This window comes from Flavobacterium sp. TS_SC_5 (assembly GCF_056156265.1).
The window spans coordinates 3394267-3412431 of record NZ_CM149588.1; the positions used below are offsets into that span (position 1 = coordinate 3394267).

Sequence of the window (18165 nt, forward strand, 5' to 3'; positions counted from 1 at the left end):
TTTCAGAAAAAAGAAGAGCTTACTCACCTACCAAAATAGTTTTCAAATAGTATAGTGAATTCCTTTGACTATGTGTCATAGATAAGTTTATAATCTGCAATTCTTGAAAGCGGAACTTTACATTAGAAGTCACACTAATTATTAAAAAAACTTATGCGGATCGATATAAAAGTTCATACTGGATTAAAGCTGAAATGAATAAACTAAATTAATACAGTCAATCACGACATTGCTTCACTACCGAAGCCACCATTCAAATCAATTCTAATAATACTGAGCTTAGTCATAGAATCAAATTGGCTAATTTTTAAGTTTTTTACTTAAAAATTGTAAGAGAAGAACGTCCCGCTATTCACCACGGTATACTCTCTATTAATTATTTTTAATAATTACGGAAACCCGTAAAACACTTCCTTTCCATTAGTCTAATTTTGAATTTTAACCATTAAAACAAGCTATTTTAAAAAACATAATCGAAATATATTTTCAAAATAATAGATTCATTTTTTAAATAGGTTATTACTTATTAAAATCATAGATTTACTTTTTCCATTTTTGCCTATTGGTGCGAATGATGCCTCATATGAAAGATTTATATATTAAGATAGACAGAAACCTACTTCATGAACCACTCTATAAACCAGACCGTATACAATAAGTTACTTATCTTAATTTGGTCAATTACCCACGATTGACGTCGAGATATTTACGTTCGAGGAAAATACCACGAAATAATTCTGCATATGGTCATTTTACGCCATTTATATGTACTATTGAAGCCAACAAAATGAACCACTTTACAAAAATTTGCGATAAATTAAAATAGAAAAAATATGAAAACACTAGAAATTTTAATTACCCCAAGTTATGAATCTACAAGAGATTCAATGGATTTTTCAGAAAACGATGATTATGACGGTGATGCTGTATTATTCCAACAAGGATACGATATGGATGTTATGGAAGTAGAACCTGGTGACACTTTTGAAATAGAGGAAGATTTTGGAGGTCAAATTAGTTGCGAAGAAACCCAATACAAATTTATTAAAATAAAAGAAGAGTGGGAAGATGAATGGGATGAAGAGGATTATATCGCAGGTGAACCCATAAGCTTACGACCGGGCAATTACAGGTTTTTGGAGGATGGGATAACTATTGAGGAAATATCTTAATAAGAGTAACATGGAAAAACAACACATAATTCAGGCTATTCAAAATTGTCGTGCAGGTCAAATACAATTTAATAATGGTGAAAACCTTTCTTGTTTTCTATTTGAAAACACTTGGTTTCCATTACGAGCAAATGTAAATCATGCATCACAACTAGCTAACGAAAATATAGAATATACTACAAATGATGCTTTGGTTAAAATGCATGAGCTCTTTGATTATTTAAAAGTGAAACAAGTAAACGTTCAAAATAAAGTGTTAGTTCATTTAGAAACTGAAGATAAGATGGATGAAATTTCAGAATTGGCTAACTTGATAAAGGAGTTAGTCACCTAAAAAAGAATTAATGATTAGTTTTTTGCAATAGAAATTCAAAAAAAATTTGTTTGCTTGAAAATAATCTGAAAAATTAAAAACAGGTAATTAGAAAACATAAATACTAATAATTATGGCAGCAGTAGGATGGATAGATTTTAGTAGAAAAGACAGAAACAGGGTAAGCAGTATATTAGATTTACTGCGTCCTGAAGGACAAGTTGATGAATTAGGTATTGGTACCATTCGTGATGGGTTGGCAAATGCAATGTTTCCAGGCATATCAACCATTCAAACACGAGCAAAATACTTTTTTATCATTCCTTATATTCTGCAAGATTTTTTGCAACTAACCTTTGCGGAACGAAAAAAGAAATCACCCATTACCTATTTAGAAACCGAAGAGTACGAAGTGATGTGGGATTTAGGAGATAAGTACGATCATCAGGAAGGCCATGGGGTGATTGGTATCAGCAAATATCGAGTTCGTAAAGAAAAAATTGCACGTCGACCTTCTGAAATCTATTGGAATGGGTTAAATGTAATGAAATGCATAGATTCGAAAGGACTATCTGCTATGGCTTTCCTAAAAAGGGCGACAAAAAGTAACCATGAAACTTTGACACAATATATTACAACCGACGGTGAAGGGGATGATAAAGATGCTGGTTTTGAAAACTATTTTAATATAAAAGTTCCTATAAATAAAAATTGGAAAGAAGATCTGGATTTAAACTTGTCTCATAATGAAGCTGCTTTTTTAAGAGACAATATGATCGATATTAAAGATTCTGTTTTGTCTTTAGTCGCAAGTGAAGAAGAGATCTATTTGAAATTTAATTCCAGCGATATATTTATAGATTTTGCTAAAATATGTTCTTCAGAAATAACAAATCAACAATTAAAAAGTAATGTTATTTTGGCTCATGATTTTGCCATATTAATGGAAGGTGCACATATTGCTTACAATCAAGAATTGCAAAAACAGTTTTGTGGGGCCGATTGCTTTGAAGAAAATTGGAAAGAGTGGCATGATGATTTTAAGCATAACATGATTAATTATAATGCATTTAATGTCGAAGATCTATTTGTCCACTCCAATACAACGAGAGGATATACCAGAGATTTTGTGCGGGATTGGTTTAAATTACTGCAGACAGAACCATTAGATATGGCAAAAAAATCGGAACTCATAAAAAATCAAGAATATAGAGCGAAAGGAAAAAAAGCACGATTAAAATTTAATAAAAAAGACCAAGTTATAGAAGGAAAAGCTATTGGTTTAGGATTGCTCGATTTCAGATTCAGAAGTGCAAAAATAATCGTAAAAGATGTAAAGGAGGGTCTAAAAAATGCTTGATGCCAAAAACAACCGTTTAGATTATGGAGCAACACTCAAACCGCCTATGGGCTATGATTTAGACTTTGCAGTAACAACAACATATACCTTAGATTTAGAAGCAATACTGTTGATACCAGTAGCATTGTTTTTTTCCGGAGATTTAGATTTCAACCCAAAAGACATTAGAGAAGACGTGTTGGAAGCACTAACTAATGTTTCCAAACATGTAGCTATTTTTTGCCAAAGAGGTAAAATTAAAGTACCTCAATCCTACAATCCTTTAATGGCCTATTGGGAAAAAGGGATTCATAAAATTCAAATGCCTAATTATGATCAATCATTTCATCCCAAAATATGGATTATCAGATTTGTTTCTAAAAAAAAGAAAGAACCTGTAAAATATCGTTTCATCAGTACGAGTCGCAATTTGACTTTTTCAAGAGATTGGGATATGGCGATAACAACTGATGGTCAGGTTAATAAAAATGAAAAAGACAAGAATGCAGGAATTATAGATTTTCTTCATTTTTTAAAAACTAAAAGTGGCACAACTATCCCAGATGTGTTTTTTAAAGAATTGCCAAAAGTAGCATTTGATGTGCCAGATGGCTTTACCGATATTGACTTCCATCCGATTGGTAAATTCAAGAAAAACTATTCCAACCCAATAACTTCAAAATCCGAAAAACAAGATTATCGTTTAGTAGTTTCACCATTTTTAGATAAAACAACCTTAGATTATTTTGTTGGTAGCAGCAAACAGTTTTCACTATTCAGTTCTGATTTTGAATTGTCTGGTTTAAACGAAATGCTTTTAAAAAGTATTCAAAAAAAATACTGTTTCAATCCGTTTATTGAACTCGCAGAAAGCATGGAAGAATTAAGTGAGCCTGATGAAATTCCAATGAGTCAAAGCCTTCATGCAAAATTTTTTATAGATAAAAAAGGAAGTGATATTTCATGGTACCTTGGCTCTGCTAATGCCAGTAAGCCGGCTTCTGAAAGAAACATTGAATTTATGGTAGAGCTGAGAACAAATAGTTCATCTATGGGCCCTCTACAAATGGAAAAAAAGCTTTCAACTACTATTGATTCCCCAATAAAATTATTTGAACCTTATGATGGCGAAAAAAGAGAAATTCTTGAATCTGAACGAATAAAAGAACAAGAAATTAGAAGAATTATTCATGAATTATCAGGTATTAAAATAACAGGAAAGGCAATAAAAAATGAGTTGGGAGGATACGATTTAGAAATAGTAATACCAAAGATTAATTTTAAATTACCCGGCGATATTAAAATAAAAATAAAACCCCTACCAGAAAAAACAATGCAAAGCATTGAGATAATAATTGGGGAGGAACAATGCATAACTGATTTTAAAAACTACGATGAGATTCAATTAAGTCCTTTTATAATTATAGAAATCGAAAGAAATTTAAAAATTGAAAAAAGTTTCGTCCTCGATATGAAAATAGATCTAGATTCCACACGATATAATAAGATTTTCTCAACCATTGTAAACAATCGTTCCCGATTTTTAAATTATTTATCATTCCTGTTATCAGAAGAAACACCCGAAAAATTAGAGGAGAATGGTGTTGAAGCTGTTAAAATAAAAAGAAACGGAATGGATGCTTCAATAGCCTTCTTTGATGGCACCCCTGTCTACGAGAAATTAATGATTACGTCGAGCAGAAATCCAGAACGTTTAGTCAAAATAAATCGTCTATTAGAAAGACTAAAAGGAGAAAAAGAAACAAATGGAATTGATATTATATCAGACGAATTTGATGAATTGTGGCAAGTATTTAAACCTATAGAAACCGAAGACAATGGAAGCTAAAGAGTACATAGAAAAAGCATTATCGGGTTTAAAAGATTTTCAATTAGAAACTGTTGACTATACTATCAAACAGTTTTTTGAAAAAGATAAAACTAAAATGTTGATCGCTGATGAAGTTGGTTTGGGTAAAACCATTGTGTCAAGAGGTATTATTGCAAAAATGTATGAAAAACATTTGCAAAGTAGCAACAAGAATAAACCTTTCAATGTGGTTTATATTTGTTCAAACCAAGCAATTGCCAAACAAAATATTGAAAAATTGAATATTTTTTATGGAGAAGACGCAACACAAGTAATTGATTATTCAAGCACAGATGATAGAATTACAGCATTAGCTTACGAACCAAAAAAGCAAACCGGAAAATTCAAATTCAGAATTAAAGCATTTACACCTGCGACATCATTTGATCAAAATACAAATGTAGGCCGTTCGGATGAACGTATTCTATTATATCGATTATTAGTAAATATTGATGATTTTTCAGATAAGAAAAACAGTTTAAAATGGTTGCTAAAAGGAAGCAAAAGAATGGCTGATGACAATTGGCAAAAAGCAATTTTAGATGCAAATTTATTTGAAGCAGGTTTCGATCAGAAATACTATTATCTGGGTACTTTTAGACACATTCGTAAAGACTTATATAAAAAATTTGTTAAAGCTTTAAAACAAAAGGTTGCCATTAAAGATCTAAAAGCAATTTACAATCATTTTGATATAGAAGAAGAAAAAACAGGTCTGTTTTTATTAGAAAAAATGTGCACTGAACGCATCCAAATAAATAATTACGACACAAAATTCAAGCATTTTAGACCAATAATAAATTACTTGAGAATTAAATTATCGGAATGTTGCAAGGAATATCTAGAAGCAAATCTGTTTATTCTGGATGAATTTCAAAGGTATAATAAACTTATAAAATCAAAACATTCAGATGAACCAGGAATAGAACTGGCGAGACAAATTCTTAACAAAGAGGGAGCAAGAGTACTAATGCTTTCTGCCACACCATTCAAACCTTATACTAATGAATTTGACCATTTAAATGGAGAACATCATTATAAAGAATTTGAAAATGTTTTGCGTTTCTTACTTAAGGGGGAAAGCGAAACGTTTTGGCAAGAATTCGAAAGTAATAGAAAATCATTTTTTCACCATTTAAGACATATTTCATCCTTAAAAGAAAATTTTGATGACGCAAAAAAAGTCAAAGAAAATTTAGAAAAAGTATATCGTTCCTGCATTGCTCGAACGGAACGAATGTTGGTATCAAAAAACAAAGATGCCATGATGAAAAGTAATATTCAGGTGTTAAAAATAAGTAAAGAGGATATTAATGATTTTGTTCAATTTGATAAAATTATTCAACACCTCAACGAAACCCATAAAAGCAAATTAGCAATTCCTATAGAATATGCAAAATCATGTCCTTATCCTTTATCATTTCTAACTAATTATCAGCACAAGAAAAAGTTGGAAGAACATTACAATACAGATAAAATACTACAAATATTAGTAAATTCATCCAAAGAAAATTGGCTGGATTTTAATTTAATAAAGCATTACAAACCATTATTCAGCACTAGAAATAAAGTAATCCCTAATGCTAAAATCAGGTTATTGTTGGATGAAACAATTGATAAAGATGGCTGGAAATATTTGTGGATCCCCCCTAGCCTTCCATATTATGAATTGAAGGGTGCATTTGAAAATTCAAAAGGCTATACCAAGACATTGCTTTTTTCGTCATGGAAAATGGTGCCACGTATGGTAGCTAGTATTGTTTCTTATGAAGCAGAAAGATTATCAGTTGGGAAATTACTTCAAAAAACGGAAAGAACGGATACCTATTTTGAAAAAAAAAGATATCCATTTCCGCTATTAACTTTCAAAATAGTTAGAGAAGATAAATCTTTATCGGGTATGAATAACTTCATGTTAAATTATCCTTCTATTTATCTTTCAACTTTATATGATAGCGCTTGCAACTTAAATGAAAATAAAACTTTAGAACAAATTAGAACTGAATTAACCTCAAAAATTAAATACGATTTAACACAATTAAATATATTTGAAATTGGACACGAAGACGGTGATTGGCAGAAATGGTCTTGGTATGCAGTATTACTATTAGACAAAAATCATAAAAATGTAAAACAACTTGAAAATTGGTTAAATGCTAAACTAATTGATGATATCGCAGTTGATGTAGAAGATGCGGAAAACAAAGAAGACAAATCTGCAAAGCACAAACATTTTGAAGAAGTTAAAAATGTGATTTGCAAGAACGAAGTCCCAAAACTCAGTAAAATTACACTAGAATTATTTCAATCAGTAGTCGATTTATTAGTTGATTTATGCCTTGGTTCACCAGCAAATGCAGCTTATAGAGCCTACGATAAATTATATGATGATACTATCGAAACAAGGCTAGTTGAAAGCTATCACACTGCCTCTGGATTTGTTTCATTGTTCAACAAACCTGAAAGTATATCGGTAATTCAATTAAATACTAATCAAAAGGACTATTATAAAAGTGTTTTAGAATACTGTATCGATGGCAATATACAGTCTATGTTGGATGAGTATTTTTATATGCTTAAAGATAGTAACAGTGTTAGAGACAGTAAACAATTAGCTGAAACTATAACTGATATTCTTTCAATACGATCAACTCCTTTAGAAATAGGAAATATAAAAAACCTCAAAAACGGTAAAAAAGATAAAAGTAGAATTCGATCTCATTTTGCTTTAGACTTTGGAGAACAAAAAATTTCTTCTGCAAAAGCCAACCGCCAGATTAATATTAGAGAAGCTTTTAATTCGCCTTTTAGACCATTCGTATTAGCTTCCACTTCAATAGGTCAGGAAGGATTAGATTTTCACTTTTACAGCAAAAAAATAGTTCATTGGAACTTACCATCCAATCCGATTGATTTTGAACAAAGAGAAGGAAGAATTCATAGATTCAAAGGACATGTTATCCGTTTGAATGTCGCTGATAAATACAAAAATGAATTAAGCGATAATGAGTCAAATATTTGGGATAACCTTTTTAAAAAAGCATCTGAATCTGAAAAATTAGCTTCAGATTTTCCATGTGACTTAATACCTTGTTGGCATTTAGAAACAGAAGACCATTTAAAAATTAATAGAATTGTACCATTATATCCGTTTAGTAAAGACATAGAAAAATATCAAAATATGCTTAGAGTTTTAGCCTATTACAGATTTACTTTTGGTCAACCAAGACAAGATGAACTAATTGAAATCTTAGAAGATGCTGATGATACAGCTCTAATTGATGAACTATTAATAAATTTAAGTCCAATTTATTTTAATGGTAATCTAGTTAAAGAAATCTTAGACGTATAAAATAGTAAAAGAAGACCGTATGAAGCCGCTAACCAAATCCCTAGCTCTCTGAAGTGTCCTCACTTCGGAGTTTTTATTGGTAATCACCTGCCACATAGAGAAAATAGATTGAAAGCTAATCACTATAAACGCCAATTTAACTAAATATCACTAAAAGTGGGTATTGAGAAACTCCACTAATCGGTGTTAATTTACGTATGGACTTAAATCAGCTAAATACCTTTTGATAATGAACCAAGCCAGCTTCAAAATAAGAAAATCCAAATTGCTAAATGACCTTAAAAAAATCACTAAGGCATTGGGTCCTGTTTCAAAATGGAACAGATACACTACAATCGAATTAACCATTACTGACGGTTTATTAACATTAGTAATTCCTGGCATAAGATTGGAATTACCTTGTGAAACTACCAGTGCTGCCAAAGCGACTTTAGGCTTATTTTATTTCAGGGACATCATCAAAAACTGGGCAGTTTTACAACTGGAATGTTTCATTCAGGATGACGTATTTAAAATTGGAGTAACTTCCGTCAGAGCACAAACAACTTTTTTTGAAACCGACAGTATTCTGCGGAGTATAAAGCTTCCTATAAATTATTCCGATTTGCATTTATTACAGCTGGAACATCAGGGATTTACGGTAGAAGAAATTGATTTCAATAAATTGGAATATGAATTGTATTGTGCAAAAAAATTCCTAAAATCTAATATCTTAAAAGCAAAGAACATACTCAATGTGTACGGCGTCACCAGAAAAGAAATCGAGGAATTACTTCAGAGAAAAATAAATATTTAAAAAGTGTTGAGAAACTACAATTGCAGACTCATTCTTTCTCGAAGATACCAATTAAAAGAGCATTACATAAAACCAATTACAAAGCAAAGCAAATCACCATTATAATTCAGCCATTTGCAGATTTACCGCCCGCTGACCTTGCATACCTAAAAAGAGAATTAAGAAAATACTATAAAAAATAGTGGTCAAATCTCCAATTGAATTTCCACGAACATCTCTAAATCAATCGCGATCAAGATACAGAGCAGACTCATTAATACAGTTCCTAAGTAATAGAACAAGAGATGGGTATTTAACTATTGGACTTACAGGTAAAGACATTAGTACAGCAAAAGACAATCATGCCGATTGGGGAATAATGGGTTTAGGTTATTGTCCGGGAAAATCTTGTATTGTATCTTCATTTAGGCTCAAAGGAACTAATAAACCTGAAAAACTTTTTAAGGTTGCCATCCATGAATTAGGACATACACAAGGATTGCCTCACTGTCCCATAAGCACTTGTTTTATGCAAGATGATAACGGAAAAGACCGTATAAATGAAGAAAAAGAATTCTGTCCGAAATGTAAAGCTATTAAAATTAAGGCGGGCTGGGTCCTAAAGTAGTTTGTAAAACAATTATTAAAAGAATGTGAAGCTTAGTAACCGCCAAATAAACAGCGACGAGAACGAAAATTAAATTTAAAAGAAACTGATGTTTACCTCTTTGGGGATTTTTATAAAATAAATCCGAAATGAGGAAAACCGTAAAAACATCATTTTTTATTTCAATATTTTAGCAAAAGGAATTAAAATTACAAATTAACCGCTAAACCATTCACACCAAAACAACAATAAAATGAAAACAAAAAAAATTGCAATTGGTCTCATCCTGTTATTTATTATCACCAGCCTATATTCTTGTGCTCCAAAAGGTTATGAATCCGGTGAAGCAGGCTTTTTTTCAGGAATATGGCACGGTATGATAATAGTATTTTCCATAATTGGAAAAATATTTGGTGCTAACATTGGAATTTATGCGGAGCATAACACAGGCTTTTTTTATTGGATTGGTTTTATTTTAGGTATTGGAGCTTTTGGAGGTGGTAGTTCGTCTGCTAGGAGGTAAAAAATCATTAAGATGTTTTAAGACAAACCTAATATTATAGGTTACTCACAAATAATATAAATGGACCGAAAAGAAAAAGATTTCGATCCTCAGCTATCGAACATTTAATGGGAATAAAAAAACAGACAAAAACTTTTATAAAAATTCTAAATGAATTGAATAAACAGAAAAGATGTTATGTGAAATTTGAAAGAAATGGCGGTTAATCTAAAAAAGAATCTCAATAAGAGGAAGAAACCCCTACTGTGCACTACTAAATTGACTGATTACTTTAAAAATGAAAAAAGGTTGTTTAATATTTTTCGGCTCAGTTGCTGTAATCCTAATAATTGGAGCATTACTTATTTATAGGATGTTTTTTGTTCCATCTGGAATAGAGATAAACAAGACTAAATTTCCAATTACGGGCATTGATATTTCTGCACATACTGGCAAAATTGACTTTTTAAAACTTTCTGAACGAAAAATAGATTTTGTATTTATAAAAGCAACAGAAGGCGCAGATTTTGTAGACCCAAAATTTGAAGAAAATTATTCGAATGCAGTGAATAAACTGCCCATTGGTTTCTATCATTTTTTCAGATTCAATAAATCTGGTAAAAGGGAAGCAAATAATTTTTTAAGTAACATCAGTGATAAAAAGACTAACCTTCCATTAGTTATTGATGTTGAAGAATGGGGAAACATAAAGGCTAAATCAATAGAGGATGTCATTGATGAAATTAAAATATTTATTACGTTGGTTGAAAAAGCATCTGGAAAAAGAATAATGATTTATTCCAATGAGAGTAGTTATAAAAAATATATTTTGGGCCATTTGGATAAATATGATATTTGGATTTGTTCATTCAGTAAAAATCCAAATATCAATAAAAAATGGACATTATGGCAACATTCTCACAAAGGAAAACTTGATGTTACAAATGGTTGGGTTGATATAAATACTTTTAATGGGAAACGAGAAGAATGGAATAAATACTTGAATCAATACAGCTGCAATTAGAGCTGCTAAAACAGCAGTTTCAATTATTTAAATCCCTGTACTAAATAGGTTAAACGTTTCTTTTTTTTTAATTGTAGAAGATCATATCACCACTGTTGCAAGCTTGCAAAGAATAGAATTTACTGATTCAACAATCTAGATTTGTATCATAAACTTTAAAAATCAGTATTATGAAAAACAAAAAAACGCTTTACCATTTTGTATTAGATAAAAGTGGCTCTATGCATGATTGTAAAGAAACCACAGTAACCGGCTTCAACAATCAGTTAGCAACTATCAAGGAACTGCAACTGGAATTTCAAGATCAAGAATTTGAAGTGTCCCTGACAATCTTTAATGACCAGGTAGATCATGTCTTGTCACATGTTGCTATTGCAGCATTTGAACAGCTGACGTATTCAAGGTATCAGCCTGATGGCGCAACTGCCTTGCTAGATGCAATCGGAATGTCAATAAACCAAATCAGGATCGCTAATGAAACTAAAATCATTAATGACGAGATGAGTGTGGTGGTGGTAATCTTAACCGATGGAATGGAAAATGCGAGCAGGGAATTCACCTACCATCAAATTGCCGCTACTATCGCTGCATTAGAGGAAACTGCAAAATGGACTTTTACTTTTTTAGGTGCAGATATTGATGCTTTGCATACTTCTAAAATGCTAAATATCAGATCCGAAAATGTAATTTCTTTTAATAAAGAAGATATGAACGGCATGTTGAATGATGTAAGTTACGGAATGCGCGACTATACAGTAAAGAAATCCATGGGAAAAATGAAGAAAGATTTTCTGGATTTTATTGATAAGAAGGATCGCAGGAATTAATAATAAATTAGCCCTTTACAAATATGAATATACATCTATTACGATCTCCGGAATTAAAAGAGGAAACCTATAGGAATGTGCTGCATTTACTGCAGCAATTCCGTGGTCCTATGCATTTCCTTGAATGTGAGGAAGAAATTTTACCATACAATTCAGTAGGCGAAGAAAGAGAATGGGAAAACATAAAAGATTTTGAAACTTCCCAGAAGATCCAAATCAATTACAGCCTCATAAATGAAGCCAAATCAGGTATTATGTTTCCGTACAAGGAAAAAATAAAAACCTGGAACCAATTGTTTTCAGAATGCAAACAGTATCGATCCATAAAAAAAATACCTGAAAATGACATCGTGGTTTTACTTACTGATATTGGCAATAAGCCAAATTGGTTTGGTGGAGTATCCCCTTCTATGAAAAACTATTTCATTCAGACATCCAATTGGGAACACTTCTTTGGCACAGGCATCGATTGTAGGTTTCCAATTTCCTATGAGGTCATTATTTGGGTGATGCGTTATTATATGTTTGCAACAAATGAAGCGATTATGGAGAACATTCACAAAAATCCCTTGGGATGTATCATGGATTTTTGCCAGGAAAAATCACAAATTATCTTAAAGATGCGAACTGCAGATGTCTGCCATACGTGCATGCAAAAATTTATCGAAAGAGACATACCTCCATTACTTACACGTCAATTTTTTGATATTTTGGATGGTATCCGTGCGAGTATGACTTTCAGAAGCCGTTCTGTAATATTAAACCAGCCAAGCAGAATGGAAATCAGGGGACATACCAAAAAGATTTTCCTGACGGATATGGGAGGGCTTGAACTACGTTTAAACCCAAAAGAAAAAGCACTATACCTGCTGTTTTTAAACCATCCTGACGGTCTTCATTTAACGGATCTGCAGGACCATAAAGCAACCCTGATAAAATTGTATGGTGATTTTTGTTCACACACAGATCCAAAAATACTTAATCGAGCAATTGATGTTTTGATTAGTCCCTTAGAAAATGACGTAAATGTTGTTTTATCAAGAATCAACAGAAAAATAAAAGATGCGGTTGGAGATACGTTGCTCAATTTTTATAGTATTAAAGGTGAAAGAGGAGAAAGAAAAAGTATTAAGCTGGATCGGGAATTGGTGGATCGTTTAAATAATTAGTTATACAGCTCTTAATCCTATAAAATATATCCCCCCACAAAGGCATTTTTACAATTTTTTTAAATATTCGTACCACTTTACGGTTTCCCGTAAGGATTCCATTTTTTAACGAATTACGTTTACTTTATAATTTAAAAATAAAATTTTTAATAGCCCAAACGAAATTGCTAAAGAAAGGAATGAAAATTAAATTTCATCTTGTATTTCTTAACAAACTATATCATACTTTTTGTTAAAGAATGATTGAAGTAGTTTATGAAAAATTTCATTTTTATATAAAAGATATCGTTTGTTATATTTGATACAAACTATTAGCTCAGAATAAAATATGCTATCTGAAGCGACAATCTATCCGTATTTGGGTCTATAGTTGATATTTTGGATTAAGAATAATTATAATAAACAATACTTAATGAAAAAAATCACAATCGGCCGAAGTCCAGCAAATGACATTATTATCAACAATCCCAATGTATCATCCAGCCATGCGCTAATCATTATAGAAGATAGTGGAGAAATTATTCTGAGAGATTTAAATTCAACTAATGGTACTTTTGTAAACGGGAAAAAAATAAATGAGACAAGAATTAGCCAATTAGATAAGATTCAAGTCTGCGACTCAGAGATTAACTGGCAAGACTACATAACCAAACAGCATAGTCCATCGCCACAACTTATTCAAGACCCAAATTCTTTTACAATAGGGAGAAATTCATCCAACAATATTGTTATTCAACAATCTGATGTTTCGTCATATCATGCTACTATCGACAAAACTGCAAGCGGTGAAATTTTTATTCAAGATAATAACTCAAGTAATGGTACGTATGTGAATGGTCATAAAATATCAAAGTATCAGTTAATTGGTGGTGACAGAATATTATTGGCTAATAAGTATCCCGTTGAATGGGAAAGTCTTTATAAAAAGAAAGTAGGAAATGAAGCAGAAAACACCAAAACAAATGTTTGGATTCCATTGATTGGAATTGTTATAGTTCTCGCTCTTGGTATATTATTTTACAATCCGGTATCAAATTTAGTCAATGATAAAATATTTTCAGCTAAAATAGATGTAAACGACAAGTATAAAAATTCTGTTGTTTTAGTATATCATTCATTTGTTTATGAAGTTAAAATTGGAAATAAAATTGTTTACTTAACAAAAGAAGGAGAAGAAGGATTCGAAACTTATGAAAACGGAAAAACAGAACCAATTCAAATCACTGGGACTGGTTTTTTTGTTTCTAACTCAGGTGAGATTATCACCAATAGACACGTAGCAATTCCTTGGGAATACTCAGAAGACAAAGAAAAACTAGAAAAATTCATTAAGGAATCTGTAACAGAAAATGCTCAATTTGCAAGCCAAGCAGATCAATTTAAAATTTTCGAATTATTGAAGAACATAAAAATTTCAGGTAAGAGTATTGGAATTGGAATTGCACTCAACAATAGCTATATAACTTCCCTTTCAGATTTCATCCCTTGTGTATTATCAAAAGAAGCAGGCAATAGTGAAATTGATGTTGCAATGTTGCAAACAAAAACAAAATCTCTTCCAGCATTAGTAATTAATATTGTGAATCTTAATGAAGCAGTTAATGATGAAAGTAAAATGAATATTGGAGAACAACTATTTATGATAGGTTATCCGGCTGGTTTTGAACTCGCAACGACAAAAAAAGGTATAATGGCAAATTTTCAAAATGGACAAATAACGCGCTTAGGTGATGGAGTAAATTTTGGACATAATGTACCTACGATTGGTGGTGGAAGTGGCTCCCCAATTTTTAATAATCAAGGAAATTTAGTTGGTATAAATTACAAAGGCTTAGTGCAGACACAAGGTTTCAATATGGCGATGTTAGCCAAATATGCAGTAGAATTACAAAATAGATAATTATAAACTTTTAGAAAAAAACAACATTATGGCAAACATTAAAACGTGTTCAAATGGTCACAATTACGATTCAAGTCTTTACAGCACATGTCCTTATTGCCCAAAAGGGAACACAGGTGAAAGAACAGTTATGAATAATTTGGAGCGTGATTCTGCATCAACGGAGTTGAATGATTCAAGTAGTTCAGCCAAAACTCGTATTGTTTCTGCTAGTGGTTATAACAATGGAGATAAAACAATGCCTTTTCAAGTGATTACTTCCGAGAACAAAACAAATGTTCCAAATGGCACTAAAATAATAGCTCCAGATGAAGAGGGTGGTCAGGTAGGAGCTACCCACAACAGAAAACTGGTTGGTTTTTTAGTTTCTTATACATTGAATCTTCAAGGCAAATCATTTAAAATCTTTGAAGGAAAAAATTTAATAGGTGCAGATCCTAATTGTGACATTGTAATTAGCAGTGATCCTGGAGTTTCAGGTAAACATATTACTATTCTGTACAGAAGTGGAAAGTTTAGGTTTAAGGATGAGTTTTCAACAAATGCAACATTTGTTAACGGGTTCGAAACCGAAGAAGGTTACCTTGAAAATCAAGACATTATAAATATTGGCAAAACTAAATTTGCATTTATGGCAATTCCACTTGAACTTTTAAAATAATTTATATGAAACCTAACTTATTTGTTTTGTTTTTGGCACTTAGTTTTACCCTTATTACTAAAGCACAAAATCCTGTATTTTCAGCTATTGATACCACTAAATTTCCTTCGTTAAAAATTGATTTTAGCACGATTGAGAAGATGGAAGCTTCTGAAATCTCAATTTTTGAGAATGATCAAAAGTCTGATTTTAAATTAAACTTGAAAACCGGTAAAAAAGCAGTTTTCATTTTGATGGAATCATCAGCTGTTACTCATAATGATAAATCTCAGAAAGCAATTGAACGAATTGTTGCTGGTGTTACTCAGTTTTGTAAAAACACTCAACCAAATACTGATTTCGCGTTCGGGTATTATAACCGCTCTGATGCTGAAAATAATGCATTAAAATTGATTTCAGCCAAATTTCAGCCTATTTCAAATCAAGATATTGTAGCAATTAATAGTTTGGTTAGCCAGTCCCCTGAATTTAGCAAATGGACTGATTTGTATAAAGCTACGTACGAAAGTCTCGATTGGGTAAATAAGCAAAGCGAAGGCTATTCATCAAAACTAATTATAATTATCGGTACAGGAAAAGCATTAAGCGAATCTCCTATTAAACATAATGAATGTATTAAACGGGCGAAAGATTTACAAATTCAAATACGGACAATTGGATTAAAATCTGATGACAGGTACGCTTTTGATAATCTTAATTTGTTAGTAAAGAAAAATCCGAAATTCTTTATAAATGCAGAAAATAGTAATGTAATTGACGCTGCAATTACTAAATATATTGAACAATCAAACTATAATAATTATACGATTTCACTCGATACCAGAGTTTCGAGAGATGGTGAGAAGCATGATGTAATAATCAAATTAAAAGGGAAAGAATTCACAAAGAGTTTTGTTTCACCAAAAAGTAAGGGATTCTTTTCAAAATACCTTTATTGGATTATTGGCTTATTCATTACAACTCTTATAGGATTAGTTTCTTTTTTGATATCAGCTAATAAAAAGAAAAAAAGAGAAGCCGAAATCAAAGCAGCTCAGGATTTAGCCTTGGCAGAAATACAAGCTAATGAAAATAAAGCACAAGAATTGGCTAACAAGGCTCATAAAACTGAAATTAAAAATACAACTCCTCCAAAAAGAGGGTTAACGCAAATTACTTCGCCCCCATCCTCCATTACTATTATAAACGATGGTAAAACGGAAACTATTGGTATCATTAAAGGTTTTACATCATTTGGAAGAAACAATACCAATAACATTGTGATAGATAACGAAACGGTATCAGGAAGTCATTTTACGCTTGACTATGCTGGAGTGGATTGCATCCTTTCGAATTTAAGCACTAGTAACGGAACAATTGTAAACAGTACAAAACAAAATAAATCAGCAATATATGCTGGTGACATTGTAAAAGCAGGAAATGTTGAAATCTATTTTAAATAACAAAACATGGCAAACACAAAATCATTAAATAATTTTTCTTTCGGAAATGCTACTCATGTTGGACAAGTAAGACAGGCTAATGAAGATTATTTTGGAAACTTTGAAACAAAAAACGGTTATGTTTTCATTGTCTGCGATGGAATGGGCGGGCATGTAGGTGGTGCCAAGGCTTCACAAATAGCAGTAGAAATAATTAAGGATTGCTTACAGCAATCAGACTACAAAAGTCCTTATGAGGCATTAGGACAATCTATTGTGGCGGCTAATGATGCGATATTGGCTTATGCCGAAAAGAATCCTGAATTAACTGGTATGGGTACAACTTGTGTCGCTATTTTGGTTATTGGATCAGATGTGTATTATGCTCATGTGGGTGATAGCAGAATATATTTATTCTCCAATAAAAAACTATCTCGTATAACAAAAGACCACTCATTTGTACAAAATATGATCAATTTGGGTGGTTTGACTGAAGAAGAAGCAGAGAATCATCCTAGAAAGAATGAGATTACAAATGCACTGGGGTTAAAAAACATGAAACCGCCTACAGTAGGTAATGCCGCAATTCAAGCAGCTAAAGGCAATGTGTTTTTACTTTGTTCAGACGGTTTAACTGGGATGGTCAGTGACTCCGAAATCGAAACCGTGCTGAAAAAAAACATGGAATTACAAGGCAAAGCCAATTTACTGATTGATTTAGCCAACACAGCTGGAGGGACAGACAATATCACTGTTCAGATTGTTGAAATGACTCATTCAGCCTATACAAAAACGGTTACAAATATCCCTATCGATCCAAAGGCAGCCAATTCATTTAAAAATTTCAAAACAGGCAAGAAAACACTTATTTTAATTGGTGCGATGTTGTTAATATTAGGTGGTTCAGCGTACAATTTCAGGAATAAATTTTTCCCAAAGGATGAAACACCTACTAATGTTTTTGTTAAAAGTGACACTCTTAAAACTAATAGTACAAAAGCTGTTGATATTGACTCAGTAGTTCAAAAAAGTATAAGGGATGGCTTGAAAGATAAAAGTAATAAGTCACCAATAGATTCAGCAAAAATTGACTCTAATAAAAAAGTAAACTCTGATTCTGTAAAAGTATCTTTCCCAAAAGCTGTTGTAAAAAAGCAAACAGAACTTAAAAAAAATGAGCTAAAAACCGAGGTTAAACAGACTACAAAAACACCTTAAAAATAATCGATATAA

The 18165-nt window shown here is 31.8% G+C and carries 15 protein-coding genes; all 15 read left to right on the forward strand.

Going from position 1 to position 18165, the window contains the following annotated elements; translation table 11 throughout:
- Positions 1-833: 833 nt before the first annotated feature.
- Positions 834-1172 carry a hypothetical protein gene (locus AC0J6S_RS14585; protein ID WP_474954476.1) on the forward strand — a complete coding sequence of 113 codons (339 nt, stop codon included), beginning with the start codon at positions 834-836 and terminating at the stop codon, positions 1170-1172.
- 10 nt (positions 1173-1182) lie between these two features.
- Positions 1183-1506 carry a hypothetical protein gene (locus tag AC0J6S_RS14590; RefSeq protein ID WP_474954477.1) on the forward strand — a complete coding sequence of 108 codons (324 nt, stop codon included), beginning with the start codon at positions 1183-1185 and terminating at the stop codon, positions 1504-1506.
- 112 nt (positions 1507-1618) lie between these two features.
- Complete coding sequence (locus tag AC0J6S_RS14595) at positions 1619-2845, forward strand: DUF6361 family protein (RefSeq protein WP_474954478.1); 1227 nt, start codon at positions 1619-1621, stop codon at positions 2843-2845.
- Positions 2838-4673, forward strand: a complete 1836-nt coding sequence (locus AC0J6S_RS14600) for a phospholipase D-like domain-containing protein (RefSeq protein ID WP_474954479.1) — start codon at positions 2838-2840, stop codon at positions 4671-4673. The genes AC0J6S_RS14595 and AC0J6S_RS14600 overlap by 8 nt, the downstream gene beginning before the upstream one ends.
- The gene (locus tag AC0J6S_RS14605) at positions 4663-8046 is read left to right on the forward strand and encodes a helicase-related protein (RefSeq protein ID WP_474954480.1); all 3384 of its coding nucleotides are present in this window, start codon (positions 4663-4665) and stop codon (positions 8044-8046) included. Before AC0J6S_RS14600 ends, AC0J6S_RS14605 begins: the two co-directional genes overlap by 11 nt.
- Positions 8047-8275: 229 nt before the next feature.
- Positions 8276-8842 (forward strand): hypothetical protein, encoded by a 567-nt coding sequence (locus tag AC0J6S_RS14610; RefSeq protein ID WP_474954481.1) that lies wholly within the window; start codon positions 8276-8278, stop codon positions 8840-8842.
- Positions 8843-9023: 181 nt separating this feature from the next.
- Positions 9024-9449, forward strand: a complete 426-nt coding sequence (locus AC0J6S_RS14615) for a Zn-dependent protease (protein ID WP_474954482.1) — start codon at positions 9024-9026, stop codon at positions 9447-9449.
- Positions 9450-9681: 232 nt separating this feature from the next.
- Positions 9682-9951, forward strand: coding sequence for a hypothetical protein (locus tag AC0J6S_RS14620; RefSeq protein WP_474954483.1), 270 nt, complete (start codon positions 9682-9684; stop codon positions 9949-9951).
- Between the two features lie 277 nt (positions 9952-10228).
- Positions 10229-10954 (forward strand): glycoside hydrolase family 25 protein, encoded by a 726-nt coding sequence (locus AC0J6S_RS14625; protein ID WP_474954484.1) that lies wholly within the window; start codon positions 10229-10231, stop codon positions 10952-10954.
- A gap of 170 nt (positions 10955-11124) precedes the next feature.
- Entirely contained in the window at positions 11125-11781 is a 657-nt protein-coding gene (locus AC0J6S_RS14630; protein WP_474954485.1) for a vWA domain-containing protein, read from the forward strand.
- Between the two features lie 23 nt (positions 11782-11804).
- On the forward strand, positions 11805-12950 hold the full coding sequence (locus AC0J6S_RS14635; RefSeq protein WP_474954486.1) for a hypothetical protein: 1146 nt from the start codon (positions 11805-11807) through the stop codon (positions 12948-12950).
- Positions 12951-13362: 412 nt separating this feature from the next.
- A complete protein-coding gene (locus AC0J6S_RS14640) occupies positions 13363-14850 on the forward strand; it encodes an FHA domain-containing protein (RefSeq protein WP_474954487.1) in 1488 nt (495 codons plus the stop codon).
- Between the two features lie 28 nt (positions 14851-14878).
- Positions 14879-15511: an FHA domain-containing protein gene (locus tag AC0J6S_RS14645; protein ID WP_474954488.1), complete on the forward strand. Its 633-nt coding sequence runs from the start codon at positions 14879-14881 to the stop codon at positions 15509-15511.
- A 5-nt stretch (positions 15512-15516) separates the two neighbouring features.
- Positions 15517-16953 (forward strand): FHA domain-containing protein, encoded by a 1437-nt coding sequence (locus AC0J6S_RS14650; RefSeq protein ID WP_474954489.1) that lies wholly within the window; start codon positions 15517-15519, stop codon positions 16951-16953.
- Between the two features lie 6 nt (positions 16954-16959).
- The gene (locus tag AC0J6S_RS14655) at positions 16960-18150 is read left to right on the forward strand and encodes a Stp1/IreP family PP2C-type Ser/Thr phosphatase (protein ID WP_474954490.1); all 1191 of its coding nucleotides are present in this window, start codon (positions 16960-16962) and stop codon (positions 18148-18150) included.
- Positions 18151-18165: the final 15 nt, after the last annotated feature.

What these genes read in the sequence shown, in the direction of transcription:
- AC0J6S_RS14585 (WP_474954476.1), top strand. Translation starts at nt 834, where the DNA reads ATGAAAACACTAGAAATTTTAATTACCCCAAGTTATGAATCTACAAGA.
- AC0J6S_RS14590 (WP_474954477.1), top strand. Translation starts at nt 1,183, where the DNA reads ATGGAAAAACAACACATAATTCAGGCTATTCAAAATTGTCGTGCAGGT.
- AC0J6S_RS14595 (WP_474954478.1), top strand. Translation starts at nt 1,619, where the DNA reads ATGGCAGCAGTAGGATGGATAGATTTTAGTAGAAAAGACAGAAACAGG.
- AC0J6S_RS14600 (WP_474954479.1), top strand. Translation starts at nt 2,838, where the DNA reads ATGCTTGATGCCAAAAACAACCGTTTAGATTATGGAGCAACACTCAAA.
- AC0J6S_RS14605 (WP_474954480.1), top strand. Translation starts at nt 4,663, where the DNA reads ATGGAAGCTAAAGAGTACATAGAAAAAGCATTATCGGGTTTAAAAGAT.
- AC0J6S_RS14610 (WP_474954481.1), top strand. Translation starts at nt 8,276, where the DNA reads ATGAACCAAGCCAGCTTCAAAATAAGAAAATCCAAATTGCTAAATGAC.
- AC0J6S_RS14620 (WP_474954483.1), top strand. Translation starts at nt 9,682, where the DNA reads ATGAAAACAAAAAAAATTGCAATTGGTCTCATCCTGTTATTTATTATC.
- AC0J6S_RS14625 (WP_474954484.1), top strand. Translation starts at nt 10,229, where the DNA reads ATGAAAAAAGGTTGTTTAATATTTTTCGGCTCAGTTGCTGTAATCCTA.
- AC0J6S_RS14630 (WP_474954485.1), top strand. Translation starts at nt 11,125, where the DNA reads ATGAAAAACAAAAAAACGCTTTACCATTTTGTATTAGATAAAAGTGGC.
- AC0J6S_RS14635 (WP_474954486.1), top strand. Translation starts at nt 11,805, where the DNA reads ATGAATATACATCTATTACGATCTCCGGAATTAAAAGAGGAAACCTAT.
- AC0J6S_RS14640 (WP_474954487.1), top strand. Translation starts at nt 13,363, where the DNA reads ATGAAAAAAATCACAATCGGCCGAAGTCCAGCAAATGACATTATTATC.
- AC0J6S_RS14645 (WP_474954488.1), top strand. Translation starts at nt 14,879, where the DNA reads ATGGCAAACATTAAAACGTGTTCAAATGGTCACAATTACGATTCAAGT.
- AC0J6S_RS14650 (WP_474954489.1), top strand. Translation starts at nt 15,517, where the DNA reads ATGAAACCTAACTTATTTGTTTTGTTTTTGGCACTTAGTTTTACCCTT.
- AC0J6S_RS14655 (WP_474954490.1), top strand. Translation starts at nt 16,960, where the DNA reads ATGGCAAACACAAAATCATTAAATAATTTTTCTTTCGGAAATGCTACT.